This is a genomic window from Pseudomonas sp. LBUM920 (assembly GCF_003852315.1).
Classification (GTDB): domain Bacteria; phylum Pseudomonadota; class Gammaproteobacteria; order Pseudomonadales; family Pseudomonadaceae; genus Aquipseudomonas.
The window spans coordinates 1,392,936-1,412,323 of record NZ_CP027762.1 but is presented as its reverse complement, the minus strand read 5'-3'; the positions used below and the strand labels follow the sequence as shown (position 1 = coordinate 1,412,323).

Sequence of the window (19,388 nt, the reverse complement as noted above, 5' to 3'; positions counted from 1 at the left end):
GAGCATGGGAACGATCACCTGGCGCCGTTCTCTTGACGGCTGAATGTGCCACACAAAAAAGCCGCCTTATAAAAGGCGGCTTCGGATTTCGCTACGGTTACGCTTGTGGCCGCATGTGCGGGAACAAGATCACATCGCGGATCGACGGCGAGTTGGTCAACAACATCACCAACCGGTCGATGCCGATACCTTCACCGGCGGTTGGCGGCATGCCGTATTCCAGGGCGCGGACGAAGTCGGCGTCGTAGTGCATCGCCTCGTCGTCGCCAGCGTCCTTGTCGGCCACCTGGGCCATGAAGCGCTCGGCCTGGTCTTCAGCGTCGTTAAGCTCGGAGTAGGCGTTGGCGATTTCGCGCCCGCCAATGAACAGCTCGAAACGGTCGGTGACGTTCGGGTTGTCGTCGTTGCGACGGGCCAGCGGCGACACTTCGAACGGGTACTGGGTAATGAAGTGCGGCTGTTCCAGCTTGTGCTCCACCAGTTCTTCGAAAATCATCACCTGCAGTTTGCCCAGGCCTTCAAAACCCAGCACCTTGGCGCCGGCTTTCTTGGCGATGGCGCGGGCCTTGTCGATGTCGTTCAGGTCGTCAGCGGTCAACTCAGGGTTGTACTTGAGAATCGAATCGAACACCGACAGGCGCACGAATGGCTCACCGAAGTGGAACACCTTGTCGCCGTACGGCACGTCGGTGCTGCCCAGAACCAGCTGCGCCAGCTCGCGGAACAACTCTTCGGTCAGGTCCATGTTGTCTTCGTAGTCGGCGTACGCCTGGTAGAACTCCAACATGGTGAATTCAGGGTTGTGACGGGTCGAGACACCTTCGTTACGGAAGTTGCGGTTGATCTCGAAGACTTTTTCGAAGCCGCCAACAACAAGCCGCTTGAGGTACAGCTCAGGCGCAATGCGCAGGAACATTTCCATGTCCAGCGCGTTGTGGTGGGTTTCGAACGGTTTGGCTGCGGCACCACCGGGGATGGTTTGCAACATCGGCGTTTCCACTTCCAGGAAGTCGCGCTTCATCAGGAAGCTGCGGATGTGCGCAATCACCTGCGAACGCACGCGGAAAGTCTGGCGCACGTCTTCGTTGACGATAAGGTCAACGTAGCGCTGGCGGTAGCGCTGTTCGGTGTCGGTCAGGCCGTGGTGCTTGTCCGGCAGCGGGCGCAGGGATTTGGTCAGCAGGCGTACGCTGGTCATTTCAACGTACAGGTCGCCCTTGCCGGAACGGGCCAGGGTGCCTTCGGCTGCAATGATGTCGCCCATGTCCCAGGTTTTCACCGAGGCCAGGGTTTCTTCCGGCAGGGTTTTACGGTTGACGTAGACCTGGATGCGCCCGGTCATGTCCTGGATCACCATGAACGAGCCACGGTTGAGCATGATGCGACCTGCCACCTTGACCGGGATTGCAGCCTCTGCCAGCTCTTCCTTGGTCTTGTCCGCGTATTGCTTCTGCAAGGCATCGCAGTAGTTGTCGCGGCGGAAGTCGTTCGGGAAGGCATTGCCCTTGGCGCGCTCGGCAGCAAGCTTTTCCTTGCGCAGGGCGATCAGGGAGTTTTCTTCCTGTTGCAGGGCTTGCGGGTCGAGTTGTTGGTCGCTCATGTCTTTTGAAATTCCATCACAGGTACGTTTTCCCCAACCTTCGGCTGGGGATCGCCGGGCAAGGACTGGGCGTCCCGCCGGCTCCTACAGTCTTTTTACAGGCCCGATTTCAGGCTGGCTTCCAGGTATTCGTCAATGTCGCCGTCGAGCACCTTGTCGCAGTCACTGCGTTCGATGTTAGTGCGCAGATCCTTGATCCGCGAAGCATCGAGCACATACGAACGGATCTGGTGACCCCAGCCGATATCCGACTTGGTGTCTTCCAGCGCCTGGGAAGCGGCGTTGCGCTTCTGCATTTCCTGCTCGTACAACTTGGCCCGCAGCATTTTCATGGCGGTGTCCTTGTTCGCGTGCTGGGAACGTTCGTTCTGGCAGCTGACCACGGTATTGGTCGGTACGTGGGTAATACGTACGGCCGAGTCGGTGGTGTTTACGTGCTGACCACCGGCACCGGAGGAGCGATAGGTGTCGATCCGCAGGTCGGCCGGGTTGATCTCGATTTCGACCTTGTCGTCGATCTCTGGCGAGACAAACACCGCAGAGAACGAGGTGTGGCGACGGTTGCCGGAGTCGAACGGGCTCTTGCGCACCAGGCGGTGCACGCCGATCTCGGTGCGCAGCCAGCCAAAGGCGTATTCACCCTTGATGTGCACGGTCGCACCTTTGATGCCAGCAACTTCACCGGCCGACAGCTCCATGATGGTCGCGTCGAAACCGCGTTTGTCAGCCCAGCGCAGGTACATGCGCAACAGGATGTTGGCCCAGTCCTGGGCTTCGGTGCCGCCGGAACCGGCCTGGATGTCCAGGTAGGCGTTGTTCGGGTCCATTTCGTGGCTGAACATGCGGCGGAATTCAAGCTTGGCGAGGTTTTCCTCGAGACGGGCCAGCTCGGCGACGACATCGCCCACTGCGCCTTCGTCGTTTTCTTCGACGGCCATGTCCAGCAGGTCGCGGCAATCGCCCAGACCGGTGTTCAGTTCGTCGAGCGTGTCGACGATCTGTGCCAGCGCAGCGCGCTCGCGGCCCAGTTCCTGGGCGTATTCAGGTTTGTTCCAGACAGCCGGATCTTCAAGCTCGCGATTGACTTCGGTCAGACGCTCATGCTTTTGATCGTAGTCAAAGATACCCCCGAATAGTTTCGGAGCGCTCGGACAGGTCCTTGATGGTGTTAAGGATCGGGTTGATTTCCATGGCGGGCAGCACTCGTTGGCGAACTTTTGAAAGCCGACGAGTATAACGACAAACCAGCGGAAACGGCAGCCCGCTTGGCGAAAAGGCCGGATTTGTACACAATCCAAGCCCCATGAAGTTCCAAATATGGAAGGGAGCTTGCCCCCGATGGCAGCCTGTCACTCAATGATGTTGTGACTGACCCGCCGCTATCAGGGGCAAGCCCCCTCTCAAATTGAATGGGGCACGACCTCAGGTCACTCGATACCCACCTGATTGCGCCCATTATGCTTGGCCGTATACAGGCCTTTATCCGCCGCCATGATCAGCTGCCGGCAATCCGTGCCCTGCACCGGCGTCAGGGTCGACAGGCCGATGCTGATGGTCAGGCTCGCGCCTTCGGCCGGAGCAATGTGCGGGATTTTCAGCGCCGCCACGGCCATGCGCAGCTTTTCTGCCACCAGACGTGCGCCGCCCGGCGAGGTGTTCGGCAACACCAGCGCAAACTCCTCACCGCCATAACGTGCCGGCAGATCGGAAGGACGACTGCTGGCTTCGCGGATCGTCGCAGCGACTTTGCGCAACGCTTCGTCACCTTCGACATGGCCAAAGCTGTCGTTGTAGGTCTTGAAGAAATCCACATCGATCATCAACAACGATAACTGAGTCTGATCACGCATGGCGCGACGCCATTCCAGCTCAAGGTACTCATCGAAGTGCCGGCGATTGGACAGCCCGGTAAGGCCGTCGGAGTTCATCAAGCGTTGCAGCACCAGGTTGGTGTCCAGCAACTGCTGCTGGCTCACCCGCAGCGCCCGATACGCCGCATCCCGCTGCAGCAGCGTCATGTACGAGCGCGAGTGATAGCGAATGCGCGCCACCAGTTCGATGTTGTCCGGCAGCTTGACCAAATAGTCGTTGGCCCCGGCCGAGAAGGCCGCGCTCTTGATCAGCGGATCTTCCTTGGTCGACAGCACGATGATCGGGATATTCGCGGTGGCCGGGTGGTTGCGGTATTCACGCACCAGCGTCAGGCCGTCGAGACCGGGCATGACCAGATCCTGCAGGATCACCGTGGGCTTGATGCGAATCGCCTGGGCAATCGCCTGATGCGGGTCGGCGCAAAAGTGGAAGTCGATGTTTTCCTCATGGGCCAGGCCACGCCGCACCGCTTCGCCGATCATGGCCTGGTCGTCGACCAGCAACACCATGGCGGCATTTTCGTCGGTCTTGATGTCGTCGATCTGTAAATCATTCATGTGCAGTCACCTGAATTACTTTCCTGCAAGCCGGCACCGCGGAGGGTTTGATCATTTTGCAAAGACCTCCAGCAATCGGGGCGCAATTCTGTCCAGTGGGCGAATTTCAACAGCGGCATCAATGGCCGCCGCCGCTTTGGGCATGCCATACACCGCCGAACTCTGTTGATCCTGGGCGATGGTCAAATATCCTTGTTCACGCAGCAATTTGAGCCCCTGGGCGCCGTCGCGCCCCATGCCGGTCAGCAACACGCCGACGGCGTCGCCGTTCCAATGGCTGGCGACGCTTTCAAAAAACACGTCGATGGAAGGCCGGTAAATCTCGTTAACCGGCTCTGCGGTATAGGCTAGCGTGCCGTTTTTCAACAGGCGAATGTGGTGGTTGGTGCCGGCCAGCAGGACCACACCGCTTTGTGGCGGCTCGCCCTCACGCGCCAGGCGCACCGGCAGGCCGGACGCGCTGCTCAGCCACTCGGCCATGCCGGCGGCAAACACCTGGTCCACATGCTGCACCAGCACGATGGCCGCAGAAAAGTCGCGTGGCAAACCCTTGAGCAGGATTTCCAGGGCAGCCGGCCCGCCTGCCGACGAACCAATCGCCACCAGGCTTTGACGTTTGCCGGTGCCGCGCTGGGGCGCCGTTTCGGTGCGCACCCGGCTGCCGCGCTGGCCGACCAGCCAGCCAATGTTGAGGATTTTGCGCAGCAACGGCGCCGCCGCATCCTTGGCGTTGCCAACGCCCAGCGCCGGCGTATCCACCACATCCAGGGCGCCATGGCCCATGGCTTCGAACACGCGGCTGACATTGGCCTGGCGGTCCACGGTGACGATCACGATCGGGCACGGGGTCTCGGCCATGATCCGCCGAGTGGCCTCCACGCCATCCATCACCGGCATGATCAGGTCCATCAGGATCAGGTCCGGGATCACCTCGGCGCAGTGCTGCACGGCTTCCAGCCCGTTGCTGGCGACCCACACCACCTGGTGCGCGGGTTCGAAACTCAAGGCGCGGCGCAAGGCCTCTACTGCCATGGGCATGTCATTGACGATCGCAATCCTCATGCCCGGGCGCCTCCGATCAGTTCCATCACGGCGTCCAGCAAGGCATCGTCATGGAAACTGGCTTTAGCTAGATAATAGTCGGCGCCGGCATCCAGTCCACGACGCCGGTCTTCTTCGCGATCCTTGTACGACACCACCATCACCGGCAACGATTGCAGGCGACTGTCACGGCGCAAGAGTGTGACCAATTCAATACCGTCCATGCGAGGCATATCAATGTCAGTGATGAGCAGGTCGAAGTCTTCGGAACGCAACGCGTTCCAGCCATCCATGCCATCGACCGCGACAGCCACTTCATAACCGCGATTAAGTAACAATTTGCGTTGCAGTTCACGCACGGTGAGCGAGTCGTCCACCACCAGCACGCGTTTACGCGGCGCCTCGGTAGCCTGCTGGCTACGCCGGGCGATGCGTTCCAGCCGGCCGGTATTGAGCAACTTGTCCACCGAACGCAGCATGTCTTCAACGTCAACGATCAACACCACCGAGCCGTCGTCCAGCAAGGCACCGGCTGAAATATCCTGAACCTTGCCGAGGCGATCATCCAGCGGCAACACCACCAGCGTGCGCTCGCCGATAAAGCGCTCCACCGCGATGCCATACACCGCATCGCGCTCGCGGATCACCACGACTTTGAGCGTCTCCTCGTTGCTCTGCCCCGGCGGGCGCTGCAGCAACTGGCTGGCGGCGACCAGGCCGACGTGGCGGCCCTCGTGCCAGAAATGCTGGCGGCCTTCCAGTTGCACGATGTCATCGGGGGCCAGGTCGCACATGCGTTCGATGTGCGCCAGCGGGAACGCATAGGCTTCCTCGCCGACTTCCACCACCAGGCTGCGCACCACCGACAGGGTCAGCGGCACCTCAAGGTGGAAGCGGCTGCCGCGCCCCGCCGTCTGCTCCAGCACCACCGCGCCGCGCAGTTGGCGCACCATATGCTGCACCGCATCCAGGCCGACGCCGCGCCCGGACACTTCGGTGACCTTGTCACGCAGGCTGAACCCGGGCAGGAACAGAAACGTCAGCAGTTCTTCTTCACTCAGGCGCTGAGCGGTTTCCAGTGGCGACAGGTGCCGGTCGACGATGGTGCCGCGCAGGCGCTCAAGGTCGACGCCGTTGCCGTCGTCGCTCAACTCCAGCACCAGCAAACCTGCCTGGTGCGAGGCGCGCAGGCGGATCAGGCCCTCGGCCGGTTTACCGGCCAGCATGCGCTGCTCGGGCATTTCGATACCGTGATCGACGGCATTGCGTAACAGGTGCGTGAGCGGTGCTTCGAGCTTTTCCAGCACGTCGCGGTCAACCTGGGTTTTTTCGCCTTCGATTTCCAGGCGCACTTGCTTGCCAAGGCTGCGGCCCAGGTCGCGGACCATACGCACCTGCCCGGCCAGTACATCGGCAAACGGGCGCATGCGGCAGGCCAGTGCGGTGTCGTAAAGCACTTGGGCACGCTGCCCGGCCTGCCAGCCGAACTCGTCCAGCTCGGCGGTTTTTTCCGCCAGCAAGGCTTGGGCTTCGCTCAACAGGCGCCGGGTGTCGGCCAGCGCTTCCTGGGCTTCGAGGTTCAAATCCAGGGCCTTGAGCTGGCCGTCCAACGTGTCCAGGGCGCGGGCGCTGTTGCTTTGAATGCGTTTGAGGCGCTGCATGCTCGCCAGGTAAGGCTTGAGCCGCTGGGTTTCCACCAGGGATTTACTCGACAGGTCGAGCAGGCTGTTCAAGCGCTCGGCGGTGACCCGCAGCACACGCTCGCCGCCTTCGGTCATGCGTTTGTTCTGGCGTGGCGGCTCGCTGGTTACGGGCGGCGCAGGCTCGGGTTCTGGCGGCAGCTCTTCGACAATCGGCGCCGGTGCAGATTGCGCAGGCGGCGGTGGCGCGATGCTGGCGGTCGGCTGCGACGGATCGAGCAAGCGCTCCATCAACGCCACGTAAGCCTCGATGTCCGCCGGGCCAACGTCGTTGCCGGGCGTGGCGATGCGCATCAGCAGGTCGGTGCCTTGCAGCAGCGCGTCGATATGTTCGGGTTGCAAGTACAGGCGGCTTTCCTGGGCGCTGACCAGGCAATCCTCCATGACGTGGGCCACGCTAACCCCAGCGTCCACGCCGACAATTCGCGCCGCGCCCTTGAGCGAATGCGCGGCGCGCATGCACGCCTCCAGCTGGTCGGCCTGGGTCGGGTTGCGCTCAAGCGCCAGCAGACCGGCGCTCAGCACCTGGGTTTGCGCATCGGCTTCCAGGCTGAACAGCTCCAGCAGCGAGGCATCGCGCATCTGGTCGGGGGTCATGTGAGGCTCCGGGTCACGGCGGACAACAATTGCGCCTCGTCCAGCCAACGCAGGCTGCGGCCTTTCCACTGCAACACGCCCTGGGTGAAGCGCGCACTGGCCTGGGAGCCAGAGGCCGATGCGGCCTTCAAGGTGCGCTCATCAATGGCGTGGATGCCGTCGACTTCATCGACCGGCACCACGACCGGGCCGTCCTGCGCGGCGATGATCAACATGCGCGGCATGATGCGCCCGCCGCTGGCACCGTTGCTGGTCGCATCCAACCCCAGCAGCTCCACCAACGACAGGCACGCCACCAAGGCGCCACGCACATTGGCTACGCCGAGCAGCGCCCGGGAACGCTGGTGCGGCAGCGAATGAATCGGTTGCAGCGGCGCCACTTCGACCAGGCACCGGGTGGCGATGCCCAGCCATTCCTCGCCAAGACGGAACATCAACAGGGAACGGGTAACGATGTCTTCGTCGAGTTCGGCCACGGCATAGGCGCGCTCATCGCCCTGCTGCAAGGCATAACGGTCGAGCAAACGGGTGGCGGCGGCTGAATACACCGAGCAGTTGCGGCAGTGAATATGCTCCGCCAGCAGCGGGCAGGACTTGTCGCCATGGATGCCGATGCGGTTCCAGCAGTCGTCAATGGCTTGGGTGTCGGCCAGGGTCAGGTCCAGGCCCGCGGTGTTGAGCGCGTCGGTGCTACTCATCGTTTGGACTCACTGTCAGCTCGCTCGCTACGCGCGGCCCGCGCCTGCAAACGGCGCGCCCCCGCACTGTCGCCCTGAGACTCGAGCAACGCCGCCAGGTGCATCAAGGCCTGCGGGTGCTGCGGCTCCAGGTACAACGCTTTTCGATAATAGCCCTGGGCTTCCAGGGCGCTGCCGGCCACATCGCTGAGCAACCCCAGCCAATAAAACACCTGGGCGGCCGGCGGATGGTTACTCAAATACTGCTCGCAGGCGGCGCGGGCTTCGGCGCTTTTGCCTTCATTGGCCAGCGTGGCGATACGGCTGAGCAAGTCGCCGGCATCCGTGTGCGGCGCCTTGACCGGCAGCCCCTGCGCGCTGACCGTGCTGAACGGCCGTGGCTTGACCGGAATCGGTGCGGCACTGCGTTGTGGAACCGGCGCAGGCACGGGCACAAATACCGGCTCAGGCTTGACCGGCTCGACGTGCCGACTGAAGGCAAAAGATTGCGGTACGCCAATCGAGCGCATGCCATGGCGGCCCAACAGGCTGCCTTCGGCCGGGCCGATAAACAGCACGCCGTCCAGGTGGGTCAGGCCCTTGAGCACATCAAAGACTTGCTTTTGGGTCGGCTGGTCAAAGTAGATCAGCAAGTTGCGGCAAAACACGAAGTCGTAGCTCGGCTCATTGGCCAGCAGGCCCGGATCGAGCAGGTTGCCGACTTGCAGGCGCACTTGTTCGCGCACCCGGTCGGCGATGTGGAAGCCGTCGGCCTCTTCGGTGAAATGGCGCTCGCGAAAGTCGATATCGCTGCCGCGAAATGAATTCTTGCCATACACGCCACGCTTGGCGCGCTCCACCGACAGCGGGCTGACATCCAGGCCCAACACCTTGAACTGATGCGGCGCCAGGCCCGCATCGAGCAGGGCCATGGCAATCGAATACGGCTCCTCGCCGGTGGAACACGGCAAGCTCAGAATACGCAGCGCGCGCATCTGCTTGATCTCGGCCAGACGTGCCTTGGCCAGCCGCGCCAGGGTGGCAAAGGACTCGGGGTAACGGAAAAACCAGGTCTCGGGCACGATCACGGCTTCGATCAGCGCCTGCTGCTCATCATGCGAGCTCTGCAGATGCCTCCAGTAAGCCTCTGGCGTCTGCGCCTGCACAGCCTGGCTGCGCTGGCGCACCGCGCGCTCGATGATTGCCTCGCCCACTGACGCGACGTCCAGGCCGATGCGTTCCTTCAAGAAGGCAAAGAAGCGCGGGTCGTTGCTCATAGACTCAGCTCGGCAGAAAACAGCAAAGTGCGCACGGGCTCGGTGAGCAGTTCGTTGACACCAATCCATTGCATCAAGCCCAAGGCGTCCTCACGCACCAGCCCCAGGTAGGGTGCCTCGCGATTGTCCAGGCCATAGGGCTTGAACTCCCCGAGGCCGCAGCGCAGGGTGTCGGTGGCCTGTTCCAGGATCAGCCCCAGCCAGCGCGCTTCAATCCACGGTTGCGGCTGGTAGTTGACCAGCACCAACCGCGTACTGGTGCGGGCTTGGGCCGGCGTGCCGAAGGTCAGCGCACACAGGTCGATCACCGGCACCAGCGCGCCACGGTGGGCAAAAATCCCCGCCACCCAGACCGGCGCATGCGCGATGGGTTTGAGCGGCAGGCGCGGCAGCACCTCGGCCACTTCCGTGGCTTTGAGGGCATAACGTTCGCCGCCGATGTGAAACACCAGAAACAACGCCTTTTTCGCTGCCGGGACGGCGCCGCGTTTAGCCGCGAGGTCGCTCATCAGACTTTGAAACGCGACACGCCGCTGCGCAGACCGACCGCAACCTGGCTCAATTCATCGATGGCAAAGCTGGCCTGGCGCAGGGATTCGACGGTCTGGCTGCTGGCATCGCCCAATTGCACCAGCGCGTGGTTGATCTGCTCGGCTCCGGTGGCCTGGGCCTGCATGCCCTCGTTGACCATCAACACGCGTGGCGCCAACGCCTGCACCTGATGAATGATCTGCGACAGTTGCTCGCCCACTTGCTGCACCTCGAACATGCCGCGGCGCACTTCCTCGGAGAACTTGTCCATGCCCATCACACCGGCCGATACCGCCGACTGAATCTCGCGCACCATCTGCTCGATGTCGTAGGTGGCCACGGCGGTCTGGTCGGCCAGGCGCCGCACTTCGGTGGCGACCACGGCGAAACCGCGGCCATATTCACCGGCCTTCTCGGCCTCGATGGCGGCGTTGAGCGACAACAGGTTGGTCTGGTCGGCGACCTTGACGATGGTCACCACCACTTGGTTGATGTTGCCGGCTTTCTCATTGAGGATCGCCAATTTGGCATTGACCAGGTCGGCGGCGCCCATCACCGAGTGCATGGTTTCTTCCATGCGCGCCAGGCCCTGCTGGCCGGAACCGGCAGCGACCGAGGCCTGGTCGGCGGCGGTGGACACTTCGGTCATGGTACGCACCAGGTCTTTGGACGTGGCGGCGATCTCCCGCGACGTTGCGCCGATCTCGGTGGTCGTTGCCGCGGTTTCGGTGGCGGTGGCCTGTTGCTGCTTGGAGGTGGCGGCAATCTCGGTGACCGAGGTGGTCACCTGCACCGATGAGCGCTGGGCCTGGGACACCAGGGCCGTCAGCTCGGTCATCATGTCGTTGAAGCCGGTTTCGACGGCGCCGAATTCGTCTTTGCGCTCCAGGTTCAGGCGCTTGCTCAAATCGCCATCGCGCATGGTGCCGAGGATCGAGACGATGCGCTGCATCGGCGCCATGATCGCGCGCATCAGCAGCAAACCGCACAGGCCGGCGGCGAGGATGGCCAGGGCCAGCGACACGAACATGCTGACCTTGGCGGCGGATACCGCCTCATCGATGGCGGTGGTCGCACGGTCGGCGACGGTTTTGTTTTCGGTGATGATGTCGTTGAGCTTCATGCGCCCTGCCGTCCAGGCGGGCGTCAGGTTGGCGTTGAATTCCTTGCGTGCAGCAACCAGGTCATTGCGCTGCAGGGCGTCGAGCACTGTGGCCAGGCTCTTGTTATAGGCCTGGTGCAAGGCTTCGAATTTGTCGAACTCGGCCTGGTCATCGCGACCGTTGATGGTTTGCTGGTAGTTGGCCATCTGCGCCTGGATGCGCCCTTCAAATGACTTGAAGTCAGCCCTGTCGGCGTCGGTCATGCCCTTGTCGTCACGCAGACCGAGCAATTCCAGGGTTTGCAGGTAGCTGTCGACCCAGGCACTGCGGATCATCGAGCTGAGATAAACCCCCGGCACCGCGTCATCGCGGACAGCCGTCTCGCTGACCTCAATCTTCAGCAACCGTGAATAAGAGACCACAACCATCAACAGCATGATCGCGATAATGACCGCAAAGCTCGCCAAAATCCGTTGGCGCAAGGTCCAGTTCTTCACAGTAATTCCTCGAAGGGCCATTCAAATGGAGGGGAGTATAGCTGAGCCTTTGCCCTCATTTATCAATGGGTTTTGATGGAGCGTGCACAGAATGCGAATAAATGTGGGAAGGGGCTTGCCCCCGATGACAGTCGCTCAGTTGAAATATCTGCAACTGATGGACCGCCATCGGGCGCAAGCCCCCTCTCACCTTTTTTGATGTGTGAACAGCCTGGGTTTATGGGGTGAGCCGCACCTGTTTTTCCAGCTCGGCCTTTAAGCCGGGTTCCAGTTTCAGCTGGCGCGCCAATTCATCCAGATAGGCCTTTTCCATAAAATTCTCTTCGTCTACCAGCATCACACTGGCGATGTACATCTCGGCGGCCATTTCCGGGGTGCTTGCCGCGCGCGCCACATCGGCCGGGTCCAGGGGTTTGTTCAACTCCGCGTGCAGCCAGCTTTGCAGCTCACGGTCGTCGTCCAGCTTGGTGAACTCGCCTTCGATCAGTGCGCGCTCACGCTCATCCACATGCCCGTCGGCCTTGGCCGCTGCAACCAGCGCTTTAAGAATGCCCTGGCTGTGCTGCTCGACCTGGGCCGGAGGCAGGCGGTCGATGGTCTGCGGCTCACCCTGGGGCGCATTGGCCTGTTGCGCCTGCCAATTACCGTAGGCCTTATAGGCAATCACGCCCAAGGCCGCCAAGCCGCCATAGGTCAGGGCCTTGCCGCCGAAATTGCGCGCTTTCTTGTTACCCAGCAGCAAGCCCATGGCACCCGCCGCCAGAGCCCCGCCACCTGCGCCACCGAGCAGGCTGCCCAGGCCACCACTGCCGAGCAGCCCGCCGAGGGCGCCCTTGTCGTCGGACTTGGGCTGGCCGCCTGCTTTTTTCTGCAACATGTCCTGGCCAGATTTGAGCAACTGATCGAGCAATCCACGGGTATTCATTCGCAGCCTCCAGGCACTTGGGTTTGTAGGAGTAATAGGTCGCCAGCGTAAAACTAAGTGCCAAAAAGCCGTGATCTAGAGTGCTTCCAGATGTAACGCCACTGCCCTTCGATTAAAACGATATACACTCGGGCAAATCTATAAAAATACCCCACTGGTAATTCCAGCATGATGACCTTGCGTCAAATCCGGCACTTCATCGCCGTGGCCGAGACCGGCTCGATCTCTGCCGCCGCGCAAACGGCGTTTATTTCCCAGTCGACCCTGACCCTGGCGATCCAGCAACTGGAACAGGAAATCGGCGTCAACCTGTTCAACCGCCACGCCAAGGGCATGACCCTGACCCATCAGGGCCATCAGTTTCTGCGCCAGGCGCACCTGATCCTCGCCACCGTCGACAACGCCAAGCGCAGCCTGCAACAGAGCACCGACCAGGTGGCCGGCCAGTTGATCATCGGCGTGACCAGCCTGGTGGCCGGCTATTACCTCGCCGACCTGCTCACGCGCTTTCAACGCGCTTACCCGAATGTGGAAATCCGCGTGATGGAGGATGAACGGCCGTACATCGAGCACCTGCTGGTCAGCGGCGAAATCGATGTCGGCGTGTTGATCCTCTCCAACCTTGAAGACCGCCACGCCCTGCAGACCGAAGTGCTCACCCATTCGCCCCACCGTTTATGGCTGCCGGCCCAGCACCCGCTGCTGGAACACGACAGCATCAACCTCGCCGATGTGGCGCGCGAACCGCTGATTCAGCTGAACGTGGATGAAATGGGCCACAACGCCCAACGGATGTGGACCGGCGCCGGCCTGCAACCGCGCGTGACCTTGCGCACCGCCTCCACTGAGGCCGTGCGAAGCCTGGTGGCCGCCGGCCTCGGCGTGTCGATCCAGCCGGACATGACGTACCGCCCCTGGTCGCTCGAGGGCGACATTATTGAAGCGCGGCCGATTGCCGACCTCAGCCAGACCCTCGACGTGGGCCTGGCCTGGCGCCGCGGCACCGCGCGGCCGGCGCTGGTTGATCCATTCCTGACGGTGGCCCGCGAACAGCCACATCCGCGCAAGCCATCTATTTAATCGAATGCTGCTTTCAGTATTTAGTATTTGTTGACCTCGCGCCTGACCTCTAGTCTCTGCCTATCCCATAAGAGAAGGTCAGGCGCCTTGTAAGAGAACGCCCATGGCCACACAAGAAAAGAGATCGCGAAAAATGTCCGGCGCGCCCACCCCGCTGCTCACTGCGTTGCTGATCGACGGCGAACTGGTCCAGGGCCAGGGGCTTGGCGAGCCGATCATCAACCCGGCCAGCGGTGAAGTTCTCACCCAGATCGCCGAAGCCAGCAGCGAGCAGGTCGAAAGCGCCATCCTCGCCGCTCATCGCGCCTTTGCCGGTTGGTCGCGGACCACGCCGCAGCAACGCTCGAACATCCTGCTGGGGATTGCCGACGCCATTGAAAAACAAGCCGACTACCTCGCCCGCCTGGAATCGCTGAACTGCGGCAAGCCGTTGCACCTGGCGCGCCAGGATGATTTGAGCGCCACCGTGGATGTATTCCGCTTTTTCGCCGGTGCCGTGCGTTGCCAGACCGGCCAACTCAGCGGCGAATACCTGCCCGGCTACACCAGCATGGTGCGCCGCGACCCGATTGGCGTCGTCGCCTCGATTGCGCCGTGGAACTACCCGCTGATGATGGCCGCCTGGAAAATCGCCCCGGCACTGGCCGCCGGTAACACGCTGGTGTTCAAACCGTCAGAACATACGCCGCTGTCGATCCTGGCCCTGGCCCCCGTCCTCAAGGACCTGCTGCCGCGCGGGGTGATCAACATCCTGTGTGGCGGCGGTGAAGGCGTTGGCAGTCACTTGGTCAGCCATCCCAAAGTGCGCATGGTTTCGCTGACCGGCGATATCGTCACCGGGCAGAAGATTCTGCAGGCCGCCTCCAAAACCCTCAAACGCACGCACCTGGAACTGGGCGGCAAGGCGCCGGTGATCGTGTGCAACGACGCCGACCTGCAGGCCGTGGTCGAGGGCGTGCGCGCCTACGGTTACTACAATGCCGGCCAGGATTGCACCGCCGCCTGCCGCATCTACGCCCAGGCCGGCATTCACGACAAATTGGTCGCCGACCTCGGCGCTGCCGTCAGCAGCCTGCGCTTTGCCGGCAAGCGCGATGCCGACAACGAACTCGGCCCGCTGATCAGTACGCGCCAGCGCGACCGCGTCGCCAGTTTTGTCGAGCGCGCCCTTGGCCAGCCGCATATCGAGCGCGTCACCGGTGCGGCCGTGCACTCCGGCGCCGGCTTCTATTACCAGCCAACGCTGCTGGCCGGTTGCAAACAGAACGATGAAATCGTGCAGCGCGAAGTGTTTGGCCCGGTGGTTACCGTGACCCGCTTCGACGAACTGGAACAGGCGGTGGATTGGGCCAACGACTCCGAATACGGCCTGGCCTCTTCCGTCTGGACCCAGAACCTGGACAAGGCCATGCAAGTGGCGTCGCGCCTGCAATACGGCTGCACCTGGATCAACAGTCATTTCATGCTGGTCAGCGAAATGCCCCACGGCGGCTTGAAGCGCTCGGGGTATGGCAAAGACCTGTCCAGCGATTCGCTGCAGGACTACAGCGTGGTGCGCCACATCATGGCTCGCCACGGCCAGCATCTTTAAAACAACAACGACGCTCACGCATTACCTGCTGCACAAACTGCCCCGACCATAATTAAAGAAGAGGGAACCCCCATGTCTGCGCACAAGACCGCACTGCTCAGTGCCCTGACCACCGCGCTGCTGGCCAGCGCCAGCCTCCAGGCCGCCGAACCGCTCAAGGCGGTGGGCGCCGGTGAAGGCCAGTTGGATATCGTCGCCTGGCCCGGCTACATCGAACGTGGCGAAAGCGACAAGGCCTACGACTGGGTCACCCGTTTCGAGAAGGAAACCGGCTGCAAGGTCAATGTGAAAACCGCCGCCACCTCCGACGAAATGGTCAGTCTGATGGCCAAGGGCGGTTATGACCTGGTCACCGCTTCCGGCGACGCGTCGCTGCGCTTGATCGGCGGCAAGCGCGTGCAGCCGATCAATACGGCGCTGATCCCGAACTGGAAAAACATCGACCCGCGTCTCAAGGATGCCCCGTGGTACGTGGTCGGCCAGCAAACGTACGGCACGCCGTACCAGTGGGGCCCGAACGTGTTGATGTACAACACCAACGTGTTCAAGACCGCGCCCACCAGTTGGAATGTGGTGTTCCAGGCGCAGGACCTGCCGGACGGCAAGCCGAACAAGGGCCGCGTGCAAGCCTATGACGGCCCGATCTACATTGCCGACGCGGCGCTGTACCTCAAGAGCACCCAGCCGGAACTGGGCATCCAGAACCCGTACGAGCTGACCGAAACCCAGTACAAGGCCGTGCTCGAATTGCTGCGCGCCCAGCAACCGTTGATCCACCGCTACTGGCACGACACCACCGTGCAGATGAGCGACTTCAAAAACGAAGGCGTGGTGGCCTCCAGCGCCTGGCCGTATCAGGTCAACGGCCTGGTCAACGAGAAGCAGCCGATTGCCTCGACCATCCCCAAAGAAGGCGCCACCGGCTGGGCGGACACCACCATGCTGCATGCCGAGGCCAAGCACCCGAACTGCGCCTACAAGTGGATGGATTGGTCGCTGCAGCCCAAAGTCCAGGGCGATGTTGCTGCCTGGTTCGGCTCACTGCCGGCGGTGCCTGCGGCCTGTAAGGAAAGTGAACTGCTGGGCGCCGAAGGGTGCAAGACCAACGGCTTCGACCAGTTCGACAAGATCGCCTTCTGGAAAACCCCGCAGGCTGAAGGCGGCAAGTTCGTGCCGTACAGCCGCTGGACCCAGGATTACATCGCGATCATGGGCGGCAGGTAAGACCTTGCAGACGGCATAGATCCCCTGTGGAAGAGGGCTTGCCCCCGATCGCGATGTGTCAGCCAACCTATCGGTCACTGACCAACTGCCATCGGGGGCAAGCCCCCTCCCACATTGACCGCATTCACAGATGTTTTGATTTTTCAGAAGTCCAGGCTGGGCCGCTGCGACGACCCGCGCCTTTTTGGAGCACCGCACCATGACGCTTGCAGTCCAATTCACCCACGTTTCCCGTCAGTTCGGCGAAGTGAAAGCCGTTGACCGGGTTTGCATCGATATCCAGGACGGCGAGTTCTTTTCCATGCTCGGCCCTTCCGGCTCCGGCAAGACCACGTGCCTGCGCCTGATTGCCGGGTTCGAGCAGCCGAGCGCAGGCTCGATCCGTATTCATGGCGAGGAAGCCGCCGGCTTGCCGCCGTATCAGCGCGACGTGAACACCGTGTTCCAGGATTACGCACTGTTCCCACACATGAATGTGCGCGACAACGTGGCCTACGGCCTCAAGGTCAAAGGCATCGGCAAGACCGAACGCCTCAACCGCGCCGAAGAAGCCTTGGGCATGGTCGCCCTCGGCGGCTATGGCGAGCGCAAGCCGGTGCAGCTCTCCGGTGGCCAGCGCCAACGGGTGGCCCTGGCCCGCGCGCTGGTCAACCGCCCCCGCGTGTTGCTGCTCGACGAACCGCTGGGCGCCCTCGACTTGAAGCTGCGCGAACAAATGCAAAGCGAGCTGAAAAAGCTGCAGCGCCAGCTCGGCATCACCTTCATCTTCGTCACCCATGACCAGACCGAAGCGCTGTCGATGTCTGACCGCGTGGCCGTGTTCAACAAGGGCCGCATTGAACAGGTCGATACCCCGCGCAACCTGTACATGAAACCAGCGACCACTTTCGTCGCCGAGTTTGTCGGCACCTCCAACGTGATTCGCGATGAACTGGCCCAGCGCCTCAGCGGCAGTGCGCAGCCATTCTCGATTCGCCCGGAACACGTGCGTTTTGCCGAAGGCCCGCTGGGCGTCGGCGACGTCGAAATCAGCGGTGTGCTGCACGACATTCAGTACCAGGGCAGCGCCACCCGCTATGAGTTGAAACTGGAAAACGGCCAGGCGCTGAACATCAGCCAGGCCAACACCCAATGGCTGGACATCAGCAGCGGCCATCAGGTCGGCCAGTCGATCACCGCGCGCTGGGCGCGGGAAGCCATGACCCCGCTGACCGATACCGCAGGCGAGGTGTGACATGAGCCTGGCCCTTTCCCAACCGCCGATGCGCAGGTTTTCGAACCTGCTGTACAAGAAGCCCAACCTGTACCTGGCGATGCTGTTGATACCGCCGCTGATCTGGTTCGGCGCGATCTACCTGGGCTCGCTGCTGACCCTGCTGTGGCAAGGTTTCTACACGTTTGACGACTTCACCATGGCGGTCACGCCAGACCTGACCCTGGCCAACTTCGCCGCGCTGTTCCAGCCGTCGAACTTCGACATCATCGTGCGCACCTTGACCATGGCGATTGTGGTGTCGATCGCCAGTGCCGTGGTGGCCTTCCCCATCGCCTACTACATGGCGCGCTACACCACCGGCAAGACCAAGGCGTTTTTCTACATCGCGGTGATGATGCCGATGTGGGCCAGCTACATCGTCAAGGCGTATGCCTGGACCTTGCTGCTGGCCAAGGGCGGCGTGGCGCAGTGGTTCGTGCAGCATTTGGGCTTGGAACCCCTGTTGCAGTTCGTGCTGGGCATTCCCGGCGTGGGCGGCAGCACCTTGAGCACCTCGCACCTGGGGCGATTCATGGTGTTCGTCTATATCTGGCTGCCGTTCATGATCCTGCCGATCCAGGCTTCGCTGGAGCGTTTGCCGCCGTCGCTGCTGCAAGCCTCGGCCGATTTGGGCGCCAAGCCGCGCCAGACCTTCATGCAGGTGATTTTGCCGCTGTCGGTGCCGGGCATTGCTGCCGGCTCGATCTTCACGTTTTCGCTGACCCTGGGCGACTTCATCGTGCCGCAACTGGTGGGCCCGCCGGGCTACTTCGTCGGCGGCATGGTCTACGCGCAGCAAGGCGCCATCGGCAACATGCCCATGGCCGCTGCATTCACCCTGGTGCCGATCGTGCTGATCGCGGTTTACCTGTCCATCGTCAAACGTCTGGGGGCCTTCGATGCACTCTGAAAAAGCCTCACTGGGTTTAAAAATCGCGGCCTGGGGCGGGTTGGTTTTCCTGCATTTCCCGATCCTGATCATCTTCCTCTACGCCTTCAACACCGAAGAAGCCGCGTTCAGCTTTCCGCCCCAGGGCTTTACCCTGAAGTGGTTCAGCGTGGCCTTCGCCCGACCGGACGTGCTGGAAGCGATCAAGCTGTCGCTGCAGATCGCTGCCATCGCTACCCTGATCGCCATGGTGCTTGGCACATTGGCTTCGGCCGCGTTGTATCGCCGTGAGTTCTTCGGCAAGCAAGGCGTGTCGCTGATGCTGATCCTGCCGATTGCGCTGCCGGGGATCATCACCGGTATCGCGCTGCTGGCGACGTTTAAAACGCTTGGGATCGAGCCGGGGATGTTCACCATCATCGTCGGCCACGCGACCTTCTGTGTGGTGATTGTCTACAACAACGTCATCGCGCGCTTGCGCCGTACGTCCCACAGCCTGATCGAAGCCTCGATGGACCTGGGCGCCGACGGCTGGCAGACCTTCCGCTACATCATCATGCCCAACCTGGGCTCGGCGCTGCTGGCCGGCGGCATGCTCGCGTTTGCGCTGTCGTTCGACGAAATCATCGTCACAACCTTCACCGCCGGCCACGAGCGCACCTTGCCGCTGTGGCTGCTCAACCAGCTGAGTCGCCCTCGCGATGTGCCGGTGACCAACGTGGTGGCGATGCTGGTGATGCTGGTCACGATGTTCCCGATTCTCGGTGCCTATTACCTGACACGCGGCGGTGAAAGCGTGGCCGGGAGTGGCGGTAAATAACGGTGCCATTGAAGGAACACGGTTCAAATGTGGGAGGGGGCTTGCCCCCGATGGCAGTGGGTCAGTTGTAGAGGGTATGACTGGAAGATTGCTATCGGGGGTAAGCCCCCTCCCACATTTAGAGCCAGTTTATTCAAGGAAATAACGATAGT

16 protein-coding genes are annotated in these 19,388 nt (G+C 62.0%); 6 read left to right on the top strand and 10 right to left on the bottom strand.

What is annotated here, in order from left to right; genetic code table 11:
- Nucleotides 1-97 precede the first annotated feature (97 nt).
- The 10 genes from lysS to C4J83_RS06320 form a co-directional block, all read right to left on the bottom strand.
- On the bottom strand, nt 98-1,600 hold the full coding sequence (gene lysS / locus C4J83_RS06365) for a lysine--tRNA ligase (RefSeq protein ID WP_124416595.1): 1,503 nt from the start codon (nt 1,598-1,600) through the stop codon (nt 98-100).
- 95 nt (nt 1,601-1,695) lie between these two features.
- Nucleotides 1,696-2,791, bottom strand: a protein-coding gene (gene prfB / locus C4J83_RS06360) for a peptide chain release factor 2 (protein ID WP_096236834.1) whose coding sequence is annotated in 2 segments (ribosomal slippage) — nt 1,696-2,718 and nt 2,720-2,791 — 1,095 coding nt in all. Because the reading frame shifts where the segments join, the coding sequence is not laid out codon by codon here.
- A gap of 236 nt (nt 2,792-3,027) precedes the next feature.
- Nucleotides 3,028-4,029 (bottom strand): response regulator, encoded by a 1,002-nt coding sequence (locus C4J83_RS06355; protein WP_106577208.1) that lies wholly within the window; start codon nt 4,027-4,029, stop codon nt 3,028-3,030.
- 51 nt (nt 4,030-4,080) lie between these two features.
- A complete protein-coding gene (locus C4J83_RS06350) occupies nt 4,081-5,091 on the bottom strand; it encodes a chemotaxis response regulator protein-glutamate methylesterase (RefSeq protein WP_106577209.1) in 1,011 nt (336 codons plus the stop codon).
- Nucleotides 5,088-7,367, bottom strand: coding sequence for a hybrid sensor histidine kinase/response regulator (locus C4J83_RS06345; protein WP_124416594.1), 2,280 nt, complete (start codon nt 7,365-7,367; stop codon nt 5,088-5,090). Before C4J83_RS06345 ends, C4J83_RS06350 begins: the two co-directional genes overlap by 4 nt.
- Nucleotides 7,364-8,065: a chemotaxis protein CheW gene (locus tag C4J83_RS06340; protein WP_124416593.1), complete on the bottom strand. Its 702-nt coding sequence runs from the start codon at nt 8,063-8,065 to the stop codon at nt 7,364-7,366. Before C4J83_RS06340 ends, C4J83_RS06345 begins: the two co-directional genes overlap by 4 nt.
- Nucleotides 8,062-9,321 (bottom strand): CheR family methyltransferase, encoded by a 1,260-nt coding sequence (locus C4J83_RS06335; RefSeq protein WP_124416592.1) that lies wholly within the window; start codon nt 9,319-9,321, stop codon nt 8,062-8,064. The genes C4J83_RS06340 and C4J83_RS06335 overlap by 4 nt, the downstream gene beginning before the upstream one ends.
- Nucleotides 9,318-9,830 (bottom strand): chemotaxis protein CheW, encoded by a 513-nt coding sequence (locus C4J83_RS06330; RefSeq protein ID WP_106577213.1) that lies wholly within the window; start codon nt 9,828-9,830, stop codon nt 9,318-9,320. Before C4J83_RS06330 ends, C4J83_RS06335 begins: the two co-directional genes overlap by 4 nt.
- The gene (locus C4J83_RS06325) at nt 9,830-11,452 is read right to left on the bottom strand and encodes a methyl-accepting chemotaxis protein (protein ID WP_119738691.1); all 1,623 of its coding nucleotides are present in this window, start codon (nt 11,450-11,452) and stop codon (nt 9,830-9,832) included. Before C4J83_RS06325 ends, C4J83_RS06330 begins: the two co-directional genes overlap by 1 nt.
- A 217-nt stretch (nt 11,453-11,669) precedes the next feature.
- Nucleotides 11,670-12,377: a tellurite resistance TerB family protein gene (locus C4J83_RS06320; protein ID WP_119738689.1), complete on the bottom strand. Its 708-nt coding sequence runs from the start codon at nt 12,375-12,377 to the stop codon at nt 11,670-11,672.
- Between the two features lie 168 nt (nt 12,378-12,545).
- Between C4J83_RS06320 and C4J83_RS06315 the strand changes: the two genes are divergently transcribed.
- From C4J83_RS06315 to C4J83_RS06290, 6 genes are all read left to right on the top strand, one after another.
- Nucleotides 12,546-13,457, top strand: a complete 912-nt coding sequence (locus tag C4J83_RS06315; protein ID WP_003209548.1) for a LysR family transcriptional regulator — start codon at nt 12,546-12,548, stop codon at nt 13,455-13,457.
- A gap of 133 nt (nt 13,458-13,590) precedes the next feature.
- On the top strand, nt 13,591-15,048 hold the full coding sequence (locus tag C4J83_RS06310) for a gamma-aminobutyraldehyde dehydrogenase (RefSeq protein ID WP_177416146.1): 1,458 nt from the start codon (nt 13,591-13,593) through the stop codon (nt 15,046-15,048).
- 72 nt (nt 15,049-15,120) lie between these two features.
- Nucleotides 15,121-16,272: a putative ABC transporter substrate-binding protein YdcS gene (gene ydcS / locus C4J83_RS06305; protein WP_124416590.1), complete on the top strand. Its 1,152-nt coding sequence runs from the start codon at nt 15,121-15,123 to the stop codon at nt 16,270-16,272.
- A 199-nt stretch (nt 16,273-16,471) separates the two neighbouring features.
- Nucleotides 16,472-17,506, top strand: a complete 1,035-nt coding sequence (locus C4J83_RS06300; RefSeq protein ID WP_124416589.1) for an ABC transporter ATP-binding protein — start codon at nt 16,472-16,474, stop codon at nt 17,504-17,506.
- A gap of 1 nt (nt 17,507) precedes the next feature.
- On the top strand, nt 17,508-18,437 hold the full coding sequence (locus C4J83_RS06295; RefSeq protein WP_124416588.1) for an ABC transporter permease: 930 nt from the start codon (nt 17,508-17,510) through the stop codon (nt 18,435-18,437).
- Entirely contained in the window at nt 18,427-19,236 is an 810-nt protein-coding gene (locus C4J83_RS06290; RefSeq protein ID WP_106577220.1) for an ABC transporter permease, read from the top strand. The genes C4J83_RS06295 and C4J83_RS06290 overlap by 11 nt, the downstream gene beginning before the upstream one ends.
- Nucleotides 19,237-19,388: the final 152 nt, after the last annotated feature.

What these genes read in the sequence shown, in the direction of transcription:
- C4J83_RS06295 (WP_124416588.1), top strand. Translation starts at nt 17,508, where the DNA reads ATGAGCCTGGCCCTTTCCCAACCGCCGATGCGCAGGTTTTCGAACCTG.
- C4J83_RS06355 (WP_106577208.1), bottom strand. Translation starts at nt 4,029, where the DNA reads ATGAATGATTTACAGATCGACGACATCAAGACCGACGAAAATGCCGCC.
- C4J83_RS06335 (WP_124416592.1), bottom strand. Translation starts at nt 9,321, where the DNA reads ATGAGCAACGACCCGCGCTTCTTTGCCTTCTTGAAGGAACGCATCGGC.
- C4J83_RS06300 (WP_124416589.1), top strand. Translation starts at nt 16,472, where the DNA reads ATGACGCTTGCAGTCCAATTCACCCACGTTTCCCGTCAGTTCGGCGAA.
- C4J83_RS06350 (WP_106577209.1), bottom strand. Translation starts at nt 5,091, where the DNA reads ATGAGGATTGCGATCGTCAATGACATGCCCATGGCAGTAGAGGCCTTG.
- C4J83_RS06330 (WP_106577213.1), bottom strand. Translation starts at nt 9,830, where the DNA reads ATGAGCGACCTCGCGGCTAAACGCGGCGCCGTCCCGGCAGCGAAAAAG.
- lysS (WP_124416595.1), bottom strand. Translation starts at nt 1,600, where the DNA reads ATGAGCGACCAACAACTCGACCCGCAAGCCCTGCAACAGGAAGAAAAC.
- C4J83_RS06290 (WP_106577220.1), top strand. Translation starts at nt 18,427, where the DNA reads ATGCACTCTGAAAAAGCCTCACTGGGTTTAAAAATCGCGGCCTGGGGC.
- C4J83_RS06345 (WP_124416594.1), bottom strand. Translation starts at nt 7,367, where the DNA reads ATGACCCCCGACCAGATGCGCGATGCCTCGCTGCTGGAGCTGTTCAGC.
- ydcS (WP_124416590.1), top strand. Translation starts at nt 15,121, where the DNA reads ATGTCTGCGCACAAGACCGCACTGCTCAGTGCCCTGACCACCGCGCTG.
- C4J83_RS06340 (WP_124416593.1), bottom strand. Translation starts at nt 8,065, where the DNA reads ATGAGTAGCACCGACGCGCTCAACACCGCGGGCCTGGACCTGACCCTG.
- C4J83_RS06320 (WP_119738689.1), bottom strand. Translation starts at nt 12,377, where the DNA reads ATGAATACCCGTGGATTGCTCGATCAGTTGCTCAAATCTGGCCAGGAC.
- C4J83_RS06315 (WP_003209548.1), top strand. Translation starts at nt 12,546, where the DNA reads ATGATGACCTTGCGTCAAATCCGGCACTTCATCGCCGTGGCCGAGACC.
- C4J83_RS06310 (WP_177416146.1), top strand. Translation starts at nt 13,591, where the DNA reads ATGTCCGGCGCGCCCACCCCGCTGCTCACTGCGTTGCTGATCGACGGC.